The organism is Halothece sp. PCC 7418 (genome assembly GCF_000317635.1).
GTDB lineage: Bacteria > Cyanobacteriota > Cyanobacteriia > Cyanobacteriales > Rubidibacteraceae > Halothece.
Map to the genome: position 1 here is coordinate 616,099 of NC_019779.1, position 25,980 is coordinate 642,078.

The following is a 25,980-nucleotide window of genomic DNA, read 5'->3' on the forward strand; positions in this document are numbered from 1 at the left end:
TTTAACAAATCCGTGGTAATTGTTCTCCGCTCAACATATCAACCACCCGTGTTGTTCCCATTACACTTTTCATTGTGACTACAGCTTTCTTCTCACTGCTTACTTCTCCAATCACTTGCGCTTCAGGATTAATATCTTGCAAAATTGAGAGGGCTTTTTCCACATCAGCAGGGGAAACAAACAGGATAAATCGCCCTTCATTGGCAATGTAAAGGGGATCGAGTCCAAGGATTTCACACGCCCCCGCAACATTATCTTGCACTGGAATGTCAGTTTCCCTAATCGTGATCCCTAAACCGCTACTGGTAGCAATTTCGTTTAAGGCGCTGGCTAACCCGCCACGGGTTAAATCACGGGCGCAATGAAGGTTAATTCCAGCGTTAAGAAGTTCTAAAATCTTACTAGCCACGGGTGCAGAATCACTTTCAATTGCTTCTTCAAACTCCCAGCCTTCCCGTTGCGCCATGATCGCAATGCCATGTCTTGCCAAATCGCCGTTGAGTAAAATTTGATCCCCGGGTTGAATCGATCGCGCATGAATGTCTAAATCATGTTCAATCACTCCCACCCCTGCGGTATTGATAAAAATGCCGTCTCCTTTACCCTGATCCACAACCTTGGTGTCTCCGGTGACAATTTTGACATTCGCTTTTTCTGCACCCGCTTGCATGGATTGGACAATTTCCCAGAGGGTGGACATGGGGAGTCCTTCTTCTAAAATAAAACTTGCCGTGAGATATAGCGGTCGCGCCCCCGACATGGCAAGATCATTAACAGTTCCATAAATCGCCATTGACCCAATATCACCCCCCGGGAAAAAAAGGGGATTCACAACATAAGAATCAGTGGTGAAGGCGATTTTATGGTGAGGGAGAGTCAGGGCTGCTGCATCATGGGGAATCGCTTGTGGATCGCCAAACACGGGATGAAACATTTCTGAAATCAGTTGATTCATCAGTTTTCCACCGCCACCGTGGGCGAGGAGAATGTTGGGATATTGTTGGATCGGAATCGGACAAGTTTGTTCATAGTTCATTGTTATTGGTTGATTTCCCCCTTTCTCTAAGAGTCGGTTTAACCAAGGCTGTTTGTCAGTTTAACAAGTGCTGATTGAGAGACGACTAGACGATCAAATTTGAATTGAGGGATAAGCATCATCGTCATTTCTCCCTTGCCTTCTTGGGTGGTGAAGGTCAGCGCGCGATCGATGTTATGATCAAAGCTCGCCAGAGTTAGCCTTTGAATTATTGGGAGAAACCCCTCCTTGTGAGTATGAGTTTCGCGCACAGGAGGTGAAAGAATTTGGTTTTAGGACTGATGGGTTGATGTTTCCGCAATCAGATAATCCCAATCATCCGATTATCCTTATAGAGGCGCAAATGCAGCCCGATGCTGAATTATACTATCGTATCCTTAATGAGTTGACTACTTATCTGCGTCAGTATCAACCGATTAACCCTTGGCGGGTAATTGTGCTTTATCCAAAACGTTCGATCGAACGAGTTGTCCCACAATTCGAACAGATAATTTCCTTTTGTAATTTATCTCGTTTCTATCTCAACGAACTTCCTGATCGAGCATCCTTGGGTCAAGAAATTTTGAAGTTGATTGTTATTCCTGAAAGTGAAGCTCAAACCAAAGCGCAAAACCTCTTACAACAGGCTCAGCAGGAGTTATCAGAGCCGTTACAACTAGAGAATTTTATAGAATTATTAGTAGAAATCATTACCCGAATTTTTCCCCAGTTAAGTATAGACGAGGTAAGAAGAATGTTAGAGTTAGTTCCCTTTACCCAAACCCGATTTTACCGAGAACTCAGACAAGAAGGTCTTGAACAGGGTCTTGAACAGGGTCTTGAACAGGGTCTTGAACAGGGTCTTGAACAGGGTCTTGAACAGGGTCTTGAACAGGGTCGTCAAGAAGAAGCGCGATCGCTGGTAATGCAATTGATATCATACCGATTTGGTGAAATCCCTTCAGCAATACAAACCCAAGTAAAACAACTGAATCTTGAACAAGCAGAATCCCTCGCCAAAGCGCTCTTTGATTTGACTTCTGTTGAAGATTTGCAGAGTTGGTTAGAACAATAACGCGATCGCGGTTTCAATCAATCTGTCTGAGAATCAACTCGTGATGGCTATAACCCAGACCAAAGAATAAAAAACAGGGTTGGTTCACTGGTTATTGCTATAGCGATAGTAAGCAGCACAAGCCCCTTCCGAGGAAACCATGGGCGCACCGAGAGGGGATTCGGGGGTACAACGCCCCCCAAAGGCGGGACAATCTGGGGGTTTTTTCTGTCCGCGCATAATCTCGCCACTGATACATTCGGTTTCTGGGCTGGATGTGGGAAAATTGAGTTTCGTTTGGAATTTTTGTTCTGCGTCAAAGGCTGCATATTTGCCTCGGAGGGCGAGACCACTTTGGGGAATCGAACCAATCCCTCGCCACTGCCTGGAAACCACTTCAAATATTTCTTGGATGAGTTTTTGGGCGCGATCATTTCCTTGGTAGGAAACAGAACGCATATATTGATTTTCTACTTCATAGCGTCCGCTTTCCAGTTGTTGGATACAGAGATAAATGCCTTGCAGAATATCAACGGGTTCAAAACCAGTAACCACAATCGGGATCTTGTACCGAGACGCGATCGCGCTGTATTCCTGATATCCCATCACGGCACAGACATGACCCGCAGCGAGAAAGCCTTGCACCCGACAATCAGGGGCAGATAAAATCGCCTCCATCGCCGGGGGAACAAGGACATGAGACACTAACAAAGAGAAATTTTGTAAATTTTCTTGGTAGGCTTGATAAACCGCCATCGCCGTTGCAGGGGCGGTCGTTTCAAATCCGATCGCGAAAAAAACCACCTCCCGATCTGGGTTGTCTCTAGCAAGTGCAACTGCTTCCAACGGGGAATAAACGATGCGAACATCTCCTCCCTGACTTTTAATCCAAAAGAGGTCTTTCTCACTTCCTGGCACCCGCAACATATCCCCAAAAGAGCATAAAATCACTTCTGGTAATGCAGCCAGCGCGATCGCGCTATCAATCAGGTGCATCGGCGTGACACACACGGGACACCCAGGACCATGAATTAGCGTTACCTCCGGCGGTAACAACTGATTCAACCCATATTTAACAATGGAATGAGTTTGTCCGCCACAGATTTCCATCAACGTCCAGGGTTGCGTGACCGTTTGCGCGATCGCGTCTGCACAAGTTTGAGCGAGAGAGGGATTACGATATTCGCTAACGTATTTCACTATACTTCTCCGACATACGTTCCTAACGCACGAGCCGTTTGCACAAGATTACAATGGGGATCAACGAGAATGGGGCTGTTATCCACAACCTGTTGCAGGGGGATACCAACTGACTCGCCATCTCGCCAAGCGACCATTTGATCGTACTTTTCTTGAGCCACCAAATCAACCGCCGTTTTTCCTAACGTTGCCCCAATAATGCTGTCGAGGGCGCAAGGGAGTCCACCGCGTTGCACATGACCCAACACCGTCACCCGGCTATCAACGTGACCTTTAGTATATTTTGAGATTTGTTGAGCAATCTGTTGGGAAATACTAATCGAGCAATTCTCGACCGTTTCCACTGGAATATCAACGGGATTTTGTACCCCTTCCGCAACGACAATAATAGCAAACCGTCGTTCTTGTTCTTCTCGCAGCCGATCAATATGTCGCACCATACTGGCTATGGAATAGGGAATCTCAGGGATGAGGATAACATCAGCCCCCCCTGCAATGCCAGAATTGAGAGCCAGATGCCCCGCAGTGCGTCCCATGACTTCTACAACCAGAGCGCGATCGTGGCTGGCTGCGGTGAAACTGAGGCGTTCCAAGGCTTCTGTTACGGTACTCACGGCACTATTAAAGCCCAAAGATTGACCAGCCAGAGCAACATCATTATCAATGGTCTTGGGAATGACGACTAAATTCCAGTCTCCCTTATGAGCTAACTCCCGCAAGATCGACATACTGCCATCTCCGCCAATGGCAATAAGAGCATCTAAACCTAAATCCTTGTAGCCCCCAATAATTTCATCAGCAGAACTGAGGGTATCGTCATCGCCTTTATTAATACTACCGAGAATCGTTCCCCCAACACATAATAGTGGATCAATGCCGTGGAGATAACTCACACAGTAGGAAGGGAAAGAAATGGCTTTCCGTTCCTTTAATCCTTCCGTGGCGTAAGGAATGCCCAAGACTTCGTAATCGTAAGTGAGTGTTGCGTGACTGAGAACTGCGCGGATAGCACAGTTTAAGCCTGGACAGTCACCGCCACTGGTTAGAATACCAATTCGTTTTTTACCCATGATTTCCTCGCTTATTGGGATGAAGACAGAGTGGCTGTTGGGGAAGAATGATGCCACAGGGGATGTGTTTCTTGGAGTAACCGCATATACTGCGCTCGTTCATAAGCAGATTCATCCTCGCAATAGAATTGAGACATACTGCCTTGCATCTCTTTCACGGAGGCATATTCATGTTCATTCATCCAGTGTTGGAGTTGCCGTTCAATATCTTGGAGATGGTCGATGCCATAACGGAGAAGCGTGGAACAAACTTGGGTCACTTTTGCCCCTGCCATCAGGGCTTTAATGACATCGCGTCCTGTATGAATGCCACCTGTTGCAGCAAAATCCGTTCCCACGCGACCATATAAAATCGCAATCCAACGGACAGCTAATAGAGCATCCGCAGAATGACTGAGATGCACTTGCGGTTCTACTTCTAGTTCTTCCGGATTAATTTCGGGCTGCAAGAAGCGATTGAATAAGACTAAACCATCGGCACCTGTTTCTGCACATTGTTTCGCCATATAAGCACAGTTCGTAAAGAAAGGACTCAGTTTCATGGCGACAGGAATATTCACCTCTGCTTTCACATCTTGGAGAATATCAAGATAGATTTGTTCGGTATCGCTACCTGAGAGATTAAAATCTGTGGGTACAAAATAAACATTAAGCTCGATCGCGCTTGCGCCCGCTTCTTCCATCAGTCGGGCATATTCCACCCAACCCCCGCGAGAATAGCCATTGAGACTGGCAATAATCGGTAAACCCGTGGCTGCTTTGGCTTGTCGGATATGTTCGAGATAGAGTTCGGGTCCCACATGAAACTCATCGGGTTCGGGGAAATAAGTTAATGCTTCCGCAAAACTTTCGGTTCCATATTCGAGGTGATGATGGAGGTCAAATTTTTCCCGCAATAATTGTTCTTCAAAGAGGGAATGGAGGACGATCGCGCCTGCCCCTGCATCAGCAAGACGTTTTACATTGTCGATATCTTCGGTTAACGGCGCTGCTGCTGAGGGAACCAACGGTGAGCGCAACTCTAGTCCGAGATAATTGGTTGTTATATCCATTGTTCGTGATTTGTTCTTGGTTCTTCGTTCTTTGTTCTTTGGGAAAGGTAAAGGTTAGGGTTTTAAGTTCCTTTGTCCTTTATCCTTTCTCCTTTAACCGAGTTGGGTAACTGGTCACTGGTCACTGGTAACTGGTCACTGATTACTGGTCACTGATTACTGGTCACTGGTAACTGGTCACTGATTACTGATCGCTGCCACCTTGAGAAGCAAGCTGTTGATACCGTTGCCAACGGGCTTCCACATCGGATTGGGCATCTTGCAGTAACTGTTTCGCTGCTTCGGGATCGCTTTTGTTCAGCATTTGGAAGCGATTTTCTTTATACATGGACAGTTTCACGGGTTTTTTCGGCGCTCGCGAATCCATGTGCAAAGGATTTTTTCCTTCTGCTATCAGATCTGGGTTATAGCGATAGAGCAACCAGCGACCGCTATCAACTAGGTCTTTCTGATGACCCATAGCGGTTTTCATATTGATGCCATGAGCAATACAGTGGGAATAGGCAAGAATTAACGAGGGACCGGGATAGGCTTCTGCTTCTAAAAAGACTTTCAGCGTGTGTTCATCCCGTGCGCCCATCGCGACGCTGCCGACATAGACATTGCCATAAGTCATCGCGATCGCGCCCAAATCTTTCTTCGCCGTTGGTTTGCCACCCGCAGCAAATTTGGCAACCGCAGCACGAGGCGTTGCTTTCGAGGCTTGTCCCCCTGTATTGGAATACACTTCTGTATCCATCACCAAGATATTCACATCGCGACCACTGGCAAGGACATGATCTAATCCGCCAAAGCCAATGTCATACGCCCAACCGTCACCGCCAACAATCCAGACCGATTTTTTCACCAGATAATCAGCCAGAGTTAACAGTTGTTTCGCCTCTGGAGAATCGAGATTTGCGAGTTTCTCTTTCAACTGCGCCACTCGTTCCCGTTGTTCCCAAATATCGGCTTCTGAGCGTTGTTCTTGGTTCAAAATGCCATCAACCAGATTTTCCCCGATTTCTCCCGCTAATTTTTTCAGGAGTTCTTTGGCAAAATCCGCTTGTTTATCAATGGAGATGCGGAAACCAAACCCAAATTCGGCATTATCTTCAAAGAGACTATTTGACCATGCTGGACCCCGCCCGTCTGCATTTTGCGTCCAAGGCGTTGTCGGTAAGTTTCCGCCGTAGATGGAAGAACAACCCGTCGCATTTGCCACGACCATGCGATCGCCGAACAGTTGACTCGCCAGTTTCACATAAGGGGTTTCTCCACAACCAGCACAAGCCCCAGAAAATTCAAAGAGGGGTTCTTGCCATTGTTGTTGGCGCATCCGTTCCACATTTAATTGTTTGCGGTCGGGATTCGGTAAATCTAAGAAGAAGTCCCAATTCTCTTGTTCCTGATCCCGTATGGGCAACCGTTCTGCCATATTAATCGCTTTGCGTGAGGGCTGGGTTTTATCTTTTGCGGGACAAACATCCACACAAACCCCGCAACCCGTGCAATCTTCTGGGGAAACTTGAATTGTAAATTTCTGTCCTTGGAAGGCTTTATCTTTAACGTCAGTAAACTTAAACTCACTGGGCGCATTATTTAACTCGCCTTCATCATAAGCCTTACCGCGAATCACCGCATGAGGACAAACCATGATGCACTTGCCACACTGGACACAAACATCCGGTTCCCAAACCGGAACTTCTTGAGCAACGCCCCGTTTTTCCCATTTTGCGGTTCCTGTGGGATAGGTGCCATCGCAGGGTAAAGCACTCACTGGGAGTTCATCTCCCTTACGGGCGATTATTTTTCCTAAAACATCATGGACAAAGGGCGGTGCATTTTCAGGAACAGGGGGTTGACGATGAGTGGGACTGTTAACAGTTTGCACGTCGATGCGGTGCAGGTTATCTAAGGCGTTATCCACCGCCGAGAGATTCATCTGCACGATCTCAGTTCCTTTTTTACCGTAGGTCTTCTCGATCGCGTGTTTAATTTGAGCAATCCCTTCTTCTCGCGGTAACACGCCAGAAAGAGCAAAGAAACAGGTCTGCATGACGGTATTAATCCGTCCGCCCATACCACTTTCTCGCGCCACTTTATTCGCGTCAATGGCATAAACTTCTAAGCCTTTACGAACAATCGTTTCTTGGACTTCCAAAGGTAAATGTTCCCAAACCTGATCCGCAGGATAAGGACTGTTCAACAAGAAAGTTGCCCCGTCTGCTGCCACTTCCAGCACATCCAGTTTTTCTAGGAATGACCACTGATGACAGCCGACAAAGTTCGCTTGATCAATTAAATAGGTGGAACGAATGGGATCGGGACCGAAGCGTAAGTGAGAGACGGTAACTGCGCCCGATTTTTTAGAATCATAGACAAAGTAACCTTGGGCGTAGTTTTCGGTTTGGCTACCAATAATTTTGATCGAGTTTTTATTTGCGCCCACTGTTCCATCGGATCCTAAGCCATAGAAAACAGCGCGGGAGACCGTTTCTGGTTCTGTAGAGAATTCAGGATCATAACTTAAGGAAGTGTGGGTTAAGTCGTCGTTAATGCCGATGGTAAAGTGATTTTTCGGTTGCGCTTGACTGAGATTATCCAATACCCCTTTCACCATCGCTGGTGTAAACTCTTTCGAGGATAAGCCATAGCGTCCCCCGACCACTTTGGGCAGAGTTCCAGTCCAGGCTTCTTGCACGGCGGTGACAACATCTAAATAGAGGGGTTCACCACTGCTACCTGGTTCTTTGGTACGGTCTAACACCGCGATCGCGCGGGTGGTTTCTGGGAGGGATTCCACAAAGCGATGCACATCCCAGGGACGATACAACCGCACTTTTAAGACCCCAACTTTTTCTCCTTGGGCAGTTAAATAATCCACGGCTTCATGGGCGGTTTCACACCCGGATCCCATTAAAACGACCACGCGATCGGCATCGGGTGCGCCATGATATTCATAGAGTTGATACTGTCGTCCCGTTCGTTCTCCAAACTTGTCCATCATTGCTTGCACAACTGCTGGACAATCGTTATAAAAGGAATTCACACTTTCTCGCGCTTGGAAGAAGACATCGGGATTTTGAGCCGTTCCCCGCAAGACAGGGTGATCGGGGTTGAGGGCAAGTTGGCGATGATCAAAGATATCGGCTTCATCCACAAACGCCTCTAAATCTTCATTTTCGAGGAGTTCAATTTTTTGGATTTCATGAGACGTGCGAAAGCCATCGCAGAAGTGAAGAAAAGGGATTCGCGTTTTTAGGGTTGCTGCTTGGGCAATCAGGGCTAAGTCCTGGGCTTCTTGTACGGATGCCGAGGATAAGAAAGCAAACCCAGTTCCCCGTGCTGCCATGACATCACTGTGTTCCCCAAAAATCGACAGAGCTTGAGCAGCCACTGACCGCGCTGCCACATGAATCACCGCCCGACTTAATTCTCCAGCAATTTTATATAAATTGGGGATCATCAATAATAAGCCTTGGGAGGCGGTAAAGGTAGTGGTGAGCGCACCCGTTTGCAATGATCCGTGAACTGCCCCCGCAGCACCGCCTTCACTTTGCATTTCCACCACTGAGGGGACAGTGCCCCATAGGTTCGGTTGCCCTTGGGAGGCCCAAGCATCTGGCCATTCTCCCATTGGGGATGCTGGTGTAATGGGATAGATAGCGATTACCTCATTGAGGCGATAGGCGACACGCGCGATCGCTTCGTTTCCATCCAGCATCGTTTGTTTTTTAGCAGTCATTACGACAAAACCTCCTGGCTGTTTTACCCGGTCGCTGTGGAAGCTGGAAAAGGGCTGTCGCAACTACTTTGTTCTTAAATCTGGTTGGGAATTGCTTCCTTTCTCAATAAGAATAAAATCAGTTTGCAGGCAGTCACGACTCCACCATCAAGACACCCTAGCAATCAATTTATTTTTTGAGTGATTGATGAGGCTGTCAAGCTAACGACCTTTCCATTTTGAGTTGCTTTTTTTTGACTCCGTTTTAATTCAGATCATCCGAGCAACTATTCCATTTTCTATTTTCTACTAGAAGAGTTTGTTTGCCGTTATGATTTAAACCTTTTTAAAGAATCCGTTCTAATTGCTCTAAGTCATCAAGGGTTTGTTGCGCTAAATTCTCATCAAGAATATTCAAGGCAAAACCGACATGAACAATGACATAATCACCAACAGAGGCTTCTGGAACATAGGCGAGGTTAACGGTTTGGATAACACCGCCAAAGCTGACTTTTGCCATTTTCGATAGGGGATCGTCGCCACTGATACTAATAATTTTTCCAGGAACTGCTAAACACATAATGAATTTCGATTAATGGTATGATTGGTTACTTTTATCTTATTAAAAGATATAAATTTTTTTCTCACTTTTTAATTTTTGTTACTAGTTCTTTGTTATTTGTTATTTGTTGGTTGTTAATCAATGAACCATGACCATGAACCCTGAACATCCACCGACTCGCTTTGTACCTCAACCAACTAGGAAACGCTATAATCACCTTCATCTTATATGAAATACCTATCCCCCCAACCCCCCAGAAAGGGGGGCTAATGGGGGATTATTAAACCAGTTTTATGTAGCAACCATAAGTGGATTCCATATTACTCGCGATCGCGCACCCGCATCTCTTGGTTAACGGACAAAACTTCTGAAAGCCCTATTCTATAGTAGCTTGGGTTAGCGACAGCGAAACCTAACAAGACCCGTGCTGGTGTTGGGTTTTGTAACCAAGAGCCCAACCTACATTTTGAATCTTTTGTCAGTATGATAACGTTAAAGTATCTTCACTAATGGTAATGAGCATAAGCCAAATTAAACCTTGATTTTCTTTAATGCTAGATCAGACAAACGATTCGTTAATTAACCGTCTTTTTTTTGCTAATTCACGTAATGTTGCAATAATTTGTCCAAAGGCGATTCCTCCATCATTCGGCGGAAGCGTTTGACACCAGTAAGGCTGTTGATTATTCTCCTTGGCAGTGGTGATCGCTTTTTCTAATAAAGATTTGTTTTGAAAACACCCTCCTGTAAAAACAATTGTGCTAACTTGCATCTGATTTGCAATTTTTGTGATTCCAGCAAGAAGCGTATTCTGAAATTTTGCAGCGATAATACTGAGAGGGGTTTGTTTCTGCACATCGGATTGAATCTCTCGCACCATGGCTTCCCAGTCGAGGATAATGGGAGTGTTTTCAGTTGCAGGGATGAGGTTTAAGGGATAAGTTTCTGTTGTATCATTACCGTTGATGGCAAACTCTAATTGCATTGCAGCTTCTCCTTCAAAACTGACGGTTGTTGATAAACCAACTAATGCAGCGATCGCGTCAAAGAGTCGCCCCACACTCGATGTTTGAGGAGTATTCAAGCCTTGTTTTAGCATCGAACGCAGAATCTTTAACGCTTGGGATGTAAAATCAAATCCTGCAAGCGCTTTTTCCCCATCCATTTCGTAAAGTAAGCCCAATGCAGATCGACGGGGGTCTTTGATCGCTTTTTCTCCCCCTGGTAAACCAAAGGTGCGCCAATGGGCGACGCGCTGCCAATTTTCTTCGGTCACTAAAATAAATTCTCCGCCCCAAATCGTCCCATCTAAGCCGTATCCTGTACCATCCCAAGCGATCCCCAATACAGGCGCTGACAGGCGATGTTCTCCTACACAAGCGAGAATGTGGGCAAGATGATGTTGAACTGGGGTTAAAGGAAGCTGTTTTTCTGTGGCGAGTTGTTGGGCGTATTGGCTGGAATAATAGTCGGGATGAAGATCGCAAGCAATGGTATCAGGTTGAAAGTCGTAGAGATTTGCGAGACTGGTTTGGGTGGCTTGGAAGGTCTGGCGCGATCGCGCGGTTTCTAAATCGCCAATATGTTGCGAGAGAAACACTTGTTGATTTTGATATAAGGCAATTGTATTTTTCAGATGTCCGCCCATGGCGAGAATAGATGAGTGAGGATGACTTGGAAGTTCTAAACGGGTGGAAAAGGGGGCATATCCTCGCGCCCGCCGTAAAATAACAGGCTGATCATGAATGATGCGAACCACGGAATCATCAACAGGACGCGCGATCGCGCGATTATGAACTAAGAAAACATCCGCAATCCCCTGTAACCGTTCTCTGGCTTCGGTTTCATCGGTGCAGATCGGTTCATTGGAGAGATTCCCACTGGTAGCCACCACAGGAAATTGTAATTCAGCGAGTAAGAGATGGTGTAACGGTGTATAAGGAAGCATTACCCCCAAATTTGGATTATTTGGGGCAACTGTAGGCGCAATAGAACTGTTCTCTCTGTTTTTACTCAGCAGAACAATTGGGGCTTGGGGGGACTGTAACACCTCTGCTTCTATTTCTGAAACCTGACAATCGGCTTTGATCCATTCCAGAGAAGGATACATCACCGCAAAGGGTTTCCTTGGGCGTTGTTTCCGTTTCCGCAGTTGAGAGACAGCACTTTTCTTCTGTGCATCCACCATCAAGTGAAATCCGCCTAACCCTTTCACCGCAACTATTTTTCCTTGTCTCAGGGCTTCTGCTGTGGCGATTAAGGCTGGATCACCATTGACTTCCTCTTCTCCCCAAAAGGTTAGCTGGGGGCCACACTCTGGACAAGCATTGGGTTGGGCGTGAAAGCGCCGATCGCGCGGATTGTCATATTCTTGACCACAAGCGGGACACATTTGAAACTCATTCATGGTCGTATTTGCGCGATCGTAGGGAACCCCTTGAATAATGCTGTAGCGGGGGCCACAGTTGGTACAATTTGTAAATGGATAGTGGTAGCGGCGATCGCGCGGATTAAAAATTTCGGCTAAACAATCAGAACAAGTGGCAAGATCAGGGAGAATGACGACTGATTTGGGATCAGTTGCTTTTGTTGGAGACGCTCGAATTTCAAATGCTTCATAGCCAACAAGATCTAGCCATTTTATTGTAACGTCATTGATTTGCGCGATCGGTGGCTTTTCTGCTAAAAGTCGTTGTTGAAACGTTTCAAGGGTTTCACAGCTTCCTTCAACTTCAATAAACACCCCACTCACAGTATTATTCACCCAACCGTTAAGGGCTAACTCTGTGGCGAGGCGATAGACAAAGGGACGAAACCCTACCCCCTGAACTGCCCCTTGCAATTGTAGATAAAGACGACACTGGGAAGCCTGATTGCTCATTATTCTCTAGAGGGATTCATCGGGATCAGAGAGGAATTGTCGATCAGTTACCGACCCCCAATTTCCTATTCTAACTCACCCTGTCTTCCCGTTATGAGGAACTTACTCAAACTTAACCACGTTTACTCAAAACCTGATTTACTCTGATGTCCACTTCCTGCTTCTTTCCGCTCAGGGCTTTTCCTGGCAACGTCGGCGTTAACCAGTCCACAGGCTGACACGATGTAACTCACCGCCAAAAAGTGACTTATTCTTAAACTGTCTTGGTTATTGATCAGTTAAAGTTAGCCACTCTTATATTATATTAGTTAATTTGGCTAACTAAGTTAAGAAATGGTTAAGTTTCCACTTTCTGTTTCAAGCCCTCACCCCAACTCCCTCCCATCTTGTCTCCTCGATCATTATATAGCGAACATTGATCAAGCAAGAAAGATATTAGATCAAGCTCAACTCATTGCCAGTGTCTAAATCGGTTTCTCCTGCCATCATCAGGCTAGAGGGAAAAGGTTCATTGATTAGGTTCGCACTTGAGTCGCTGATTCCAGCGTCTGTTTCTTGCAAGGTTAATTGTGTAATCGCGCCGTCGATTTGTTCTCCATCTTCAAAACTTTCTCCGCCAAAGGTGATTTCTCCGCCAGCAACAGCCACCTCAGTACCGCCATCATCAAAATTGACAGCACTGGTTGTGTCAGGAGAAGCTAGAATTTCAGCAGTGAGATTGTCATTGCCATCAAGGATTTGAAGAGTAGAACCATCCCGTCGGTAGGTAAAATCACTGCTAGTCCCAGTGAGATTAACCGTTGCACCTGCGTCTAAATTATTAGCGCCAGCCCCTTCTTCAATATTGAAAGTGCGAGTGCGATCTTGCGTTCCAGCATAGTCCATGAAGAATCCAGAACTTACGGGAACGACCTGCGGTGCATTCTCTTGAAGAATCGTTATCGTATTAGAAATAATGGGAGCATTGATAGTAATGGTGACTGTGGCTGTATCACTGTTGCCATTACCATCGCTGACAGTGTAGGTAAAGCTGTCACTATCAGTTTCTCCACCGTCGAGATCCTCGAACTGACCGTTGGGGTTATAGTCAAAAGACCCGTTCTCATTCAGGGTGAGGAGGGCTCCCGACTCTAAAGCGATTTCGTTCCCGACTTCATTGCTGTTACCATTAATGGCGGTGATTGTCAGTGTGTCTCCATCGGGATCACTATCGTTATCAAGGACATTCCCTGTCGTGATGGCGGTATCTAGGTTAGTCGTGAAGTTGTCTGCTGTCGCTGTTGGTGTATCATCTACTCCTTCAATGGTAACGGTAACCGTTGCTGTATCTTCCCCGCCATTGCCGTCACTGATGGTATAGGTGAAGCTGTCGGTGTCAGTGTCTCCCTCATTGAGAGACTCAAATTCTCCGTTAGGATCATAGTCAAACGTTCCATCACCGTTATCAGTTACCGTCCCCAGGGTGTTGCTGGTGTCAATCGCGCTGACAGAGAGGGTATCGTCTTCGGGGTCAGTATCGTTATCAAGGACATTCCCTGTCGTGAACCCAGTATCTTCATCAGTGGTGAAGCTGTCTTCTGTGGCAACGGGAGGTTGATTTTCCGATTGCTCATCTACTCCTTCAATGGTAACGGTAACCGTTGCTGTATCTTCCCCGCCATTGCCGTCACTGATGGTATAGGTGAAGCTGTCGGTGTCAGTGTCTCCCTCATTGAGAGACTCAAATTCTCCGTTAGGATCATAGTCAAACGTTCCATCACCGTTATCAGTTACCGTCCCCAGGGTGTTGCTGGTGTCAATCGCGCTGACAGAGAGGGTATCGTCTTCGGGGTCAGTATCGTTATCAAGGACATTCCCTGTCGTGAACCCAGTATCTTCATCAGTGGTGAAGCTATCTTCTGTGGCAACGGGAGGTTGATTTTCCGATTGCTCATCTACTCCTTCAATGGTAACAGTAACCGTTGCTGTATCTTCCCCGCCATTGCCGTCACTGATGGTATAGGTGAAGCTGTCGGTGTCAGTGTCTCCCTCATTGAGAGACTCAAATTCTCCATTAGGATCATAGTCAAACGTTCCATCACCGTTATCAGTTACCGTCCCCAGGGTGTTGCTGGTGTCAATCGCGCTGACAGAGAGGGTATCGTCTTCGGGGTCAGTATCGTTATCAAGGACATTCCCTGTCGTGAACCCAGTATCTTCATCAGTGGTGAAGCTATCTTCTGTGGCAACGGGAGGTTGGTTTTCAGCAACTTGGTCAACGACAACGGGAGAAGCCTCAAAATCAAATCCCTCCGCGGGGTCAGCAGTAAAATTAAAGGTAGTGCCGTCGAAAGTCTCCAGGGTTTCCACCTGAACTGTGTAGAGAGTCGCTGGGAAAGTGCCTGGCCAAGTGCCAGTGAACTCTAAGAACAAGACATTAATCAGGCGATCGGTGCTAGGGTCATTGTCTAGATCATTATCATCAGACTGATCTTGCACGGTTGGCGGTGCGCCAAACGCGAGAACATTTTCAAGAGAGACATTCACGTCTGAAGAGTCATAGTGCAACCGTAGCACTAAACCTGTTGTGCCAGCATTTTCAGGTTCAGCAGTGGTATAAACAGCGTCGAAGCTAAAGTCGCTATTGGGAGCAACTGGATCAATAGGATTGACAGTAATAATTTGTCTCATTTTTCTTTGCTTTAGTGATGGTTGATTTTGGAAAAGTGGATTTTTGCTTCTATTTAATCAGATCAGGAAGCAGTGTTGAAAGGTGATTTTATTTCAACACTGCTTCTGTTTGATCACTTAGGGTTTAGGTAAACAGGAAGTCATCTTCACTAAGGTCTGAAGTATTAATTCCATTACTCGTAATGGAATCGCGATCAGGGATGATAGCATCAAGATTCTGCGGTGTAGCAGCGATCAAGGAATTACTGCTTGGACTAGAGAAGACCGACGCTTGGAGACTCTCGGTTGCTTCATCTGACGAAACTTGAAACTGGTAGTTAATCGTTCCACTGGTTGCAAAGCCTTCTAAAACAAGGAAATAGATTCCATCCCCTGGCAACTCGACATCAAAGTCACGATTTAGGGAATTAGAGAAGGAGATGCTTTCATTCGCAGGACTATAAACTTGCCAAGTTCCGTTAGAACCAGAAGAGAGACTATCAAAGGTTAATTCTTGTCCCTCTGTTCCCGTAAACTGGAAGACTTGGCTTTCCATGCCGGGATCAAGCGTACCACTAATTTCGGTCTCGAATTCAAGTTCGGTCGCAGCATCCAAATCAAAGAGATTGAAATTGTAGTCTCCTGTTGTTGCCCCATTAGGATCAATGATGAGCTCATAAGTCCCCTTTTCAAGCAAGCTAAAGGGATTTTCATTGCGATCGGTAAACTCGCTGAATCGACGATCGCCGCTGGGACTAAACAGTTCCGCAAAGAGGTTACTATCGCTGTCCAAGCCATCAAAGAAGAGTTTTTGTCCCGCAGCACCAGTAAAGGTAAATTTGTCAATTTCCCCGGAGTTAGTGATACTGCCTGAAGTGGGGGTTCCCAGCGTTAATTCCGTTGTAGTTGTTTCTGGCGTTACCACTTGGAAATTATAGTTAACAGTCGTGTCCGAACTAGACCCATCTAGAATTAGGCTATAGTTGCCATCGCTGGGAAGAGTGACTTCTTGGTCTGAATCGAGCCGTCGATCTAGAATTTCCTGGTTGGCAGGGTCGTAGAGTCGCCAGCGTCCTCCCGTTGCTGTGTTGAGGCTATCGAAGTAGAGGCGTTGTCCTTCCGTTCCTGTAAACTGAAAGACTTGACTTTCGATTCCTGGGTCAAGTGTCCCAGTAATCGGGGTATCAAACTCAAGTTCGGTCGCAGCACCCAAATCGAAGAGATTGAAATTATAGTCTCCTGTTGTTGCTCCGTTGGGATCGATAATCAGTTCATAAGTTCCATTTTCAATCAGGGTAAAAGGAGTTCCATCACGGTCGGTATCTAGACTCAAGGGACGATCGCTGCTGGGGGTGAACAGTTCCGCAAAGAGGTTACTATCGCTGTCCAAGCCATCGAAGACTAACCGTTGCCCAGCACTACCAGTGAAGGTGTAGCGGTCAATGTCTCCTGAGTCGGCAATGCTGCTAGAAATGGGGGTTCCTAGTGTTAATTCTGTTGTGGTTGTTTCTGGGGTTACTACCTCGAAGTTATAGTTAACGGTACTCTCGTTATTAGACCCATCCAGAATTAGGCTATAGTTGCCATCGCTGGGAAGAGTGACTTCTTGGTCTGAATCGAGCCGTCGATCTAGAATCTCCTGGTTGGCAGGGTCATAGAGTCGCCAGCGTCCTCCCGTTGCTGTGTTGAGGCTATCGAAGTAGAGGCGTTGTCCTTCCGTTCCTGTAAACTGAAAGACTTGACTTTCGATTCCTGGGTCAAGTGTCCCAGTAATCGGGGTATCAAACTCAAGTTCGGTCGCAGCACCCAAATCGAAGAGATTGAAATTATAGTCTCCTGTTGTTGCTCCGTTGGGATCGATAATCAGTTCATAAGTTCCATTTTCAATCAGGGTAAAAGGAGTTCCATCACGGTCGGTGTCTATACTCAAGCGACGATCGCTGCTGGGGGTGAACAGTTCAGCATTGAGGTTACTATCGCTGTCCAAGCCATCGAAGTATAACCGTTGCCCAGCACTACCAGTAAAAGTGTAGCGGTCAATTTCTCCTGAGTCGGCAATGCTGCTAGAAATGGGTGTTCCTAGTGTTAATTCTGTTGTGGTTGTTTCGGGAGTAACGACTTGGAAGTTATAGTCAACTGTACTATCAGCAGTTCTTCCATCGAGACCAAGGTAATAGCCTCCATCAGTAGGTAAGGTTACTTCTCCATCAGAATCTAGTCGCCCATTCAAGATGACTTGATTAGCCGAATTATATAAGAACCAGCGTCCTCCTGTTGCTGAGTTCAAGCTATCGAAGTAGAGGCGTTGTCCTTCCGTTCCTGTAAACTGGAAGATTTGTTTTTCCAGTCCAGGATCAAGGGTGCCATTAATAGGAGTATCAAAGGTTAAAGCGGTTGTGGTTGCAATGTCAAAGAGAGTGAAACTGTAGTCATTGGCGACATCTTCCTGATGATCAATGACCAAGAAATGAGTTCCTGTCTCTGTGAGAGTAAAGGGTTCAGTGTCTAAGTCTCCACTGGTTTCACGAACTAAACGCTGATCGCTAGGACTCCAAAGTTTGACATCCACATCAAAATCTGTATTACTGCGACTGTCAAAGTTTAATTGCTGTCCAGCTGTCCCATCAAAACGGAATATTTTTGTTGTTGCTGCTGCTAAGGTTTCAGTGGTTGGCGTGTTGAAAGTGAGTTCAGTGGAGTCAGCAGCCAGATTGAGAAATTGAAAGTTAAAATCTCCTGTGCTGGTTTCGTCTTCTCCCCGAACAGTTAGGGTATAGGTTCCGGATTGAGTGAGGGTAAAGGTTTCGCGATCGCTGCTTTCCGAAGAAAAGACCCGACTGCCATCAGGATGATCCAAGTCAAAGCGCAGATCGTCAGGGGTTCCTAAGTCATCAAAGAAAACTTGTAATCCTGCTGGCGCGTCAAAGGTAAAGGTTTGAGTGTTTCCCGCTTCAAGAGTTCCCGTTTGTGCAGTTCCGAAGCCACTGGGGGTTACGGCAGCATCACTAACATCATTAACTTGGAAATTATAATTAATTGTGCTGTCAGGGGCTTCTCCATCTATTTCCAAAACATAAGTTCCGTCTCCTGGGAGAAGGACATTATTCTGATCGGAATTGAGAGAACGACTGAAAACGATCTGATTGGCAGGGTCATACAACCGCCAGTTGGCACTTGATCCAGAACCGAGATTATCAAAATCTAGGCGCTGTCCTTCGCTTCCCGTAAACTTATACAGATCGGTTTCTTTGCCAGGATCAAGGGTATCGCTGACTGCAGTTCCGAAGGTTAAGTCGGTTGCAGTTGTAATGTCTGTTAAGCGGAAATTGTAGTTTCCTGTGGTGTTCCCAGAGGGATTAATGACGACTTCATAAGTTCCCGACTCTACCAAGCTAAAGGGAGCGCGATCGCGATCCGTATCCACATTCAACAGGCGATCACCACTGGGACTGAATAGTTCAATATCCAGATTGTTATCGCTACTGAGTCCGTCAAAGTACAACCGTTGTCCCGTACTTCCTGTAAAGGTGAAGATATCCGCTTCTCCCGCTTGGGAAATTTCACTGCTAATGGCTTCTCCTAAAGTTAAAGCAGTTGTGACCGTTTCGAGGGTAGTAACTTCAAAGTTGTAGTTAATCGTCCCGTTTGGTGTGCTGCCATCGAGAATCAGGCTATAGTTGCCGTCACTGGGCAGAGTAACTTCTCGGTCGCTGCTAAGTCCGACATTGAACAGATTCTGATTAGCGGGGTCGTATAGCAGCCAGCGTCCTCCTGAGACATCCGCTAGGCTATCGAAGTATAACTGTTGTCCTTCGGTTCCCGTAAACTGGAAAACTTGGCTTTCTAAACCAGGGTCAATGGTTCCCGTAATTGCAGTATCAAAGGTTAATTCTGTACTTGCGCCAATATCAAAGAGATTGAAGTTGTAATCTCCTGTAGTTTCCCCACTGGGGTCAATCATCAGTTGATAAGTTCCGCTTTCAATCAGCGTGACAGGATTTCCATCTTGGTCTGTCCATTCCCAGAAGAGGCGATTTCCACTGGGAGTTAGTAACTCTACATAAATATCAGAACTTTCATCTAAACCATCGAAGTAGAGTTGCTGTCCTGCGGTTCCGGTAAAGGTGTAGATATCAGTTTCTCCTGATTCACTGATGCTATTCGCAACGGGTGTATTAAGGGTTAACTCAGTAGTTGTTGTCTCTGGGGTAGTAACTTGAAAATTATAGTTCGTGGTACTATCGCTGCTTGTTCCATCAAGGATGAGGCTGTAGAGTCCATCACTGGGAAGAGTCACTTCTTGATCACTTCCGAGAGAACGCCAGAAGAGATAATCATTTCCTGGGTTGTAAAGTAACCAATCCGCACCGGACACATCGGCGAGGCTATCAAAGTATAGCTGTTGCCCTTCAGTTCCTGCAAACTGGAAGACTTGGCTTTCTAAACCAGGGTCAATGGTTCCAGTAATCGCAGTATCAAAGGTTAATTCTGTACTTGCGCCAATATCAAAGAGATTGAAGTTGTAATCTCCTGTAGTTTCCCCACTGGGGTCAATCATCAGTTGATAAGTTCCGCTTTCAGTGAGAGTAACAGGAGTTTCATCGCGGTTTGTCCATTCACCAAAGATGCGGTTTCCACTGGGACTCAACAATTCTGCATAGATATTAGACTCTTGGTCTAAACCATCAAAGTATAGTTGTTGTCCCGGAGTTCCTTCAAAGGTGTAGATGTTGATTTCTCCCGGTTCAGCAATGCTATCGGTAACAGTTTCTCCTAGGGTTAGTTCTGTGGTTGTGGTTTCTGCGCTAACAACTTGGAAACTGTAGTTAAGCGGGTCACTGCTGGAACTCTCAACGACTAAGATAAAGTTGCCGTCAGTGGGTAACGTAATTTCAAAATCATCGCCAATGGAGTCAGAGTTAATTACTTGATTGGCTTGATTATAAACTCGCCAATTTCCACCAGAACGGTCATCAGTTTCGATGTTATCCAAATACAGACGCTGTCCTGCGATTCCCGAAAACTGAAATACTTGGCTCTCAAGGGGATTAAGAGCCCCTGTGATTGTTGTATCAAGTTCAAGGGTGGGGATTGCATCCAAGGAAGAGAGTTGGAAGCTAAAATCTCCATTGGCGTTGTCAAACCCGCCATCTACAATCAGGCGATAAGTTCCAGACTCAATTAGGGAGAAAGGATCGCGATCGCGCTCAGTATTAATATCAAATAATTCTGCCCCTGTCGGACTGAATAAGGTGCTTCGGATGCCATCAACAGTGGTTAAGCCATCGTAGTACAGGCGTTGACCAGAGGTTCCCTCAAAGGTAAAGATTTCATTTTCCCCTGGAAACAAGGTTTCTGCAACCGTTTCAGTAAGGGATAAATCAATTTGCAGGGGACGTTTGGTAAAGTTGAAACTAAACGGTGAGGCTAAAGCATTGCCAGCGCGATCGCTGATGATATTTGCATCAATGCTCAGTTGATAGTCATTTGGCGTAAACTCCTCCTCATTAGGCGTTACAACCACAGTCCGATCCAAGTTGCGAGTCCGCAGGTCAGTTAAGGGAACAACCGCATCATCTTCCGTTCCCAAGGTTCCATCTTCCCCTAAGTTGGTGAGGGTAATGCCATTCAGGTCAAGTAAGTCGGTATCAATTCCTTCATTGAATCGAACCGCAATGGAATTAATAATCCGTCGTCGTCCTCCTTCTGCTGGCGTGGTATCAACAACTTCTGGGGCAAAAGTATCTTCTACCAAGTTAATCGTTAGCGGATTAGAAAGGGTGCTATTGCCCCCTGTATCTGTTGCGCGGACTTGAATTTCAGTAGAATTGACATCAGGCGTAATTGAAGGGGCAATTGTGCTGAAATCGAAGGGAAAAGACACATCATTGCTCACCACTTCTCCATCGACTAAAAGTTGCACATTCCGCACTTGCACATCATCAGTAACATCGGTGTTAATCGGAATGGTTGCCCCTTCCAGAGCTTGAATGCCCTCAGTATCAGCGTCAATGTCAGCAGGCGTGCTAATCGTAACATTAGGAGCTTGACCTTGAGCATCAAACGGTAAGTAGTTAACCACTTCTAATCCCGAGTTCGTGGCAACAAACGCAATTCCTGAACCAACAGCAACATCTTGCGGTGCAGCAGATAAACTAAAACGAGTCAATAGAGTCGAGAAAGTATCAGTATTAGCAGGGTCACTCAAGTCAATTAAATCGAACGCATTATCCCCAGCTGTTCCAATGAGAATCCCTTGCCCAGAGCCATTAGCGATAATTGCCTCTTGCGGGGCAATATTCGGAGAAGCAACATCAGAACCGCTAATCAGAGTTAGGTTTTCAGGGTCAGATACATCAACGGTCGAGAAGCCCCCTCGGAAGAAACTGCTAGCAGTAGCATAGGCAATGCCATTGCCCACAAAAAGCTGACCGCCACCATTGTCTAAGCTAATGTTTCCCCGTGCCACAGGAATCTCGTTAGAAATATCCACTGCTTGCAGAGTATTGTTATCACTCATGGTGTAGAGGAATGACCCCTCTTGAGCAATGCCTGTAATCTGACTGCCTTGTAGCGTAATGGTCTCTAATAAATCCCCAGTTAACAAGTCAATCGCTTGCAGTTGGTTATCCACAGCAGCATAAGCAATGCCCTCAACCACTTCCACTCGATTAGTTTGATTAGTATTAATTTCCGCTGTTCTTGTAAGAACTGGAAGCATGGGGTCAGACACATCGACAATCTGCAACCCACCGTCATTGGTTGCGACAGCAGCCAGTTGTAGGTCAGCATCAACATCAATGTCAGTAGCATTTCCAGGTAAATCTAGCTGACCGAAAACAATGGGATTATCAAACTGGGAAACATCAACAATAGCAAGTCCATGAGACCCCGTTGCCAGGTAAGCAAACTGGTCACGGGCATTTTCAGTTGAACCTTCCACAACAATTTCTTGGGCTTCTCCCTGCAAAGGAAGAGTAGAGATAATCCCTGTGGGAAAACCTTGACCGCCAAAGAGATCGAGTCCTTGTTCAAATTTAGCTCCATCGCTTATCCCATCATTACTGGTACTTTTTTGACCAGCATTAGTTCCAAGGATAAATTCAGCGGTATTTGAAAGACCATCCTCATCTGAATCAATAAAAACCTTGGGACCTATTCTGATATCGGTCAAACCCACACCAACACCACTGTCTAAAGTCGTAAAGTCATGATAACCATGCCACTGAGTATCTGCTTGAAGTACAAAAACTCTGTAGTTAGTGTTTGGAGCAAGCACAACTGGACTTTCAAGAGCCACTCCAGTTTCTGATTTACCTCTAATCTCAATAGTGTCACGATCAAGATTGAAGATAGCAAAGTAATGAGTTTTTTCCCCTTGAGGAACTAATGTAGTTTGATTGGCTAAAGTAACGGTAGTTGTAGAAGAATTAAGCAATGATTCTGTTCGTGATGTATTAATTGAGTTAGCCCTCACTAACTGATTGTTTTCTTGCTGAAGAGGCTCTGATTGACCGTTAGCAGAGGAGCCTTGAGTTGGAGCCACAATCTGACCACCGCCGTCTCCACCGCTATTTTGATCTATATTTCCCTGAGCAAGAGCATCTTCCAAAAGATCCGCTTCTCTATTTCTTCTACTAGGAAAGTCATCTCCAAAATCTCGAAGGTTATTAATTGCATCTTCCCAGCGTTGCTCTGTTACTTCATTCCAGAAGTTAGGTGTTCTATTTTCTAGATTTGGACCATACTGAGTCGCTACATCTGCAATTACTGTCTGTGCTTCTGGAGGAAGTTGATTAAAAGGTATGTCTGAGTTTTGATTGTAACGTCTCTGTAGATCTGAAAAAATTTCATCTTTTACTGCTCTATCTAAAGTATCAGCTTCTTGTTCGTTGATAGACAGAGGATTTTCATTCAGAAATTCTTCTGCTTCTTCACCTTGTTTACCTTCATATGGTCTTAGTTTATCCTTCAAATTATCTGGAATATCCAGTTCATCAATATCTAATCCACCCAGATCAACACCAGTTCCTATTGTAACCCCACTCATATTTCCCGGAGCATCTGGAATATATCCCTCTGTTTGTTGTCCACCTTCCTCGTTACTAATGAAATCAATATCAATTTGCTCTTCTGCAGGATCATTTCCACCATCGCCATCGCCACTGCCATCGCCACTGCCATCGCCATTGCCATCGCCACTGCCATCGCCACTGCCATCGCCATTGCCATCGCCACTGCCATCGCCACTGCCATCGCCACTGCCATCGCCACTGCCATCGCCATTGCCATCGCCACTGCCATCCCCTCCTGTAGGATTACCTGGTCCTACTGGAGAGCCAGGATTCGTAAAATGCCAGCCAGGAGCTTGTATCCCAACTCCTTCATCGGAAACAATCGTTTGACCATCCTCACTGACAGTCATCGTGCCATTAACTTCCCACTCCCCAGCATCATGATTAAACGACCACAGCAGACTCGTTTCGCCCGGTTCCAATCCTTCCATATTGGGAAATTCTACTGGCGCAGGGACATCAAAATTGGTCGCTCCCCCTTGTGCCTCGCGGTTAAAGCCATTCTCGCCCCCCGCTTGCACCGAAATCACTAACTCTGGGTCTTGTCCTGGGGGTAACGAACCTGGGATACGGTCAGGGGCAACGGGAACAATTTGCGCCCGTGTTGCCAAATTCCCCTCATCATCTTGTGCTGACCCTGCAGGAAAGGTTACGGTTGTCTGCGCCAACATTTCGGGGTCAGCATCAGGAACTGTTTGTTGTAATAATTGTAATGAAGTCTCTCCAAAACTGACGTCTGTATCCTGATCGGGTGAAAGTTCCACCTGATCCTCCACCGCCATCTGCGGGAGGAAGATATCCATCACTTCCCCCTCCATCGACAACTGGACTTCTTCTCCAGGAACACTATGAAACGGCTTCCCTAAACTGGCATACTGCGTAGATTGGATTTCCACTCCTTCATTAGCAACGGGTACTGCTTCCGAACCATCAATATAGGCAAAGAACTCTGGTGCTGGCACATCTTCTAAACGGAAGAACCCGGTTTCATCGGTTGTGGCTTCAATATCCAAGGCATCGAGACGAATATTGACCCCTTGCAGAGGAATGTTTGACCCATCGGGATTCTGATTGTAGGAGTCAAACACATAGCCAAAGACATCGGTGCCAGCAATGGGCGTAACGGGTAAGGTGGTGAAATCAGCCGTTTCTCTCCCCCCAGGGGTGCCATCCCCATCGGCATCTAAAGCTGTGCCATCGGTAAGGGTAATCTCATCACCATCCACGACCGCACGCACTTCTGTAGAGGCAGGTAAGGGGTCATCATAGAAGAAGGTAGCAAATTCATTGGTGCTGGAAACCTGAATCCGTCCCGGAATTTCCTCACCGTTGGCAATTAAAAAGATACTCTCTTCATTGATAGTCGCAGGATCAATCTCTTGTCCAAACCGAACAATGGTTTCACGAGTTAACGCAACCATTTCTTCCCCATTGGTAGGAGAAATTTGTACAGGTTCGATGTTGTCAGCCGTGTCATCATTGACTTGAACCGTCACGGTTTCTGCTGTGGAAACATTCCCGGCTGCATCTTCTGCAGTAATCTCTAGAGAGAAGGTATTGGGGGAGGTCTCAAAATCATTGGCGGGGCTGGTGACCCCAGTTGCGGTTAAACTAAGAACCCCATTCTCATCAATGGTAAAAAAGCCATCCTCATTCCCCCCGGTAATAGCAAAGCCTACCACTTCTCGATTATCACTGGCTTCTACCGTGGCAATAGGACTTCCTTGTTCTAAATTTTCCTGGAAGGATAAAACTTGGTCTGCTGTAACCTCTGGTGAGGTGGTATCTTCAGCAGACGGGAGAAAACTCTCGATATGAGCAGTAATCGCGCTGTCATCAGTCCGAGTCGCACCATCCCCAATTGCGCCCTCAATTAACGCCTCACCTGTAAAACCAGCAAAGGCGCGAATGGCGAGAATTCCGTCGCTCAGAGCGGCTGTTGTGCCATTCCCATCTACATCGAGGAGATTCTCCGCAGACTCCAGATAGCTCAAAATCGCTTCTGCTTCGGTACGGGTTGCTCCTTCTGTTGCTACTGCTCCGCTAATTAGGGCTTCCCCAGTAAACCCTGCCAGAAACCGAATCACCAAGATACCATCGGTGAGTGCTGAAACTTCACCATTGCCATCGATATCCCACGTAACTCCATTATTTGCTGCCAAAACTACTGGTAACTCACGATCCGTAAATAACGGATCCAGACCTGCTGCCACACGCGCCCTATTTTCTGTAATTCCCATCGCTATTCTCCCGATTCCCTGGTAACTCTGAGTTAATTCAGATCAGAGATATTTAAGTAGGTCAAAATGAAATAAACTTAGGGTCAGTGTACAATTCAAAATGCTCCCTGTCAATTAAATTGAAGAATATAAAACACAGTTAGAGCGGTTTTCAATTCTTCTTAAAACCCTGATTAACGCTCTCCTTTTTTTCTTCAGTTGCTGTATGAGATTACTTTCTTCATTAAAGTTTTCAATTTGATAAGTTTCTTAATGTAAATACAGAATAGTTATCCTATACCAAGTACACCATCTCATCTGAAATCCAAAAAAGTTGGCTAGACATCGATCCCATCTTATTAAGGGAGGAGAAGGGGGAATTCTTTGGTAGCAACCATTGGAATATTCCATCTAAGAAGAAAAGTCAATTGCTAATCGAATTCAAATTGTTAGCCAAGTTAGTAATAAAATAAAAATCGAATTCTTGAAATTAAGAA

The 25,980-nt window shown here is 46.0% G+C and carries 9 protein-coding genes and 1 pseudogene; 1 reads left to right on the plus strand and 9 read right to left on the minus strand.

From position 1 onward, the window contains the following. Window position 1 precedes the first annotated feature (1 nt). Entirely contained in the window at window positions 2-1,036 is a 1,035-nt protein-coding gene (hypE, locus tag PCC7418_RS02830; RefSeq protein ID WP_015224668.1) for a hydrogenase expression/formation protein HypE, read from the minus strand. A gap of 193 nt (window positions 1,037-1,229) precedes the next feature. On the opposite strand from hypE, the pseudogene PCC7418_RS02835 reads away from it, so the two are divergent. Next, a pseudogene (locus PCC7418_RS02835) lies at window positions 1,230-2,090 on the plus strand (Rpn family recombination-promoting nuclease/putative transposase); the annotation flags it as partial. 84 nt (window positions 2,091-2,174) lie between these two features. Here PCC7418_RS02835 and hypD read toward each other — a convergent pair. From hypD to PCC7418_RS02875, 8 genes are all read right to left on the minus strand, one after another. Continuing rightward, window positions 2,175-3,269, minus strand: coding sequence for a hydrogenase formation protein HypD (gene hypD, locus PCC7418_RS02840; RefSeq protein ID WP_015224669.1), 1,095 nt, complete (start codon window positions 3,267-3,269; stop codon window positions 2,175-2,177). Then, window positions 3,269-4,339: an ATP-dependent 6-phosphofructokinase gene (locus PCC7418_RS02845; protein ID WP_015224670.1), complete on the minus strand. Its 1,071-nt coding sequence runs from the start codon at window positions 4,337-4,339 to the stop codon at window positions 3,269-3,271. The genes hypD and PCC7418_RS02845 overlap by 1 nt, the downstream gene beginning before the upstream one ends. 11 nt (window positions 4,340-4,350) lie before the next feature. Then, entirely contained in the window at window positions 4,351-5,391 is a 1,041-nt protein-coding gene (locus PCC7418_RS02850; protein ID WP_015224671.1) for a dihydroorotate dehydrogenase-like protein, read from the minus strand. A gap of 184 nt (window positions 5,392-5,575) precedes the next feature. Continuing rightward, complete coding sequence (nifJ, locus tag PCC7418_RS02855) at window positions 5,576-9,118, minus strand: pyruvate:ferredoxin (flavodoxin) oxidoreductase (protein ID WP_015224672.1); 3,543 nt, start codon at window positions 9,116-9,118, stop codon at window positions 5,576-5,578. Between the two features lie 325 nt (window positions 9,119-9,443). Next, window positions 9,444-9,677 (minus strand): HypC/HybG/HupF family hydrogenase formation chaperone, encoded by a 234-nt coding sequence (locus PCC7418_RS02860; protein ID WP_015224673.1) that lies wholly within the window; start codon window positions 9,675-9,677, stop codon window positions 9,444-9,446. A gap of 541 nt (window positions 9,678-10,218) precedes the next feature. Further along, complete coding sequence (gene hypF / locus PCC7418_RS02865; RefSeq protein ID WP_015224674.1) at window positions 10,219-12,540, minus strand: carbamoyltransferase HypF; 2,322 nt, start codon at window positions 12,538-12,540, stop codon at window positions 10,219-10,221. 435 nt (window positions 12,541-12,975) lie between these two features. Next, window positions 12,976-15,210: an Ig-like domain-containing protein gene (locus PCC7418_RS19235; protein ID WP_015224675.1), complete on the minus strand. Its 2,235-nt coding sequence runs from the start codon at window positions 15,208-15,210 to the stop codon at window positions 12,976-12,978. Window positions 15,211-15,334: 124 nt separating this feature from the next. Further along, window positions 15,335-25,504, minus strand: coding sequence for a pesticin C-terminus-like muramidase (locus PCC7418_RS02875; RefSeq protein WP_015224676.1), 10,170 nt, complete (start codon window positions 25,502-25,504; stop codon window positions 15,335-15,337). Between the last annotated feature and the right edge of the window lie 476 nt (window positions 25,505-25,980).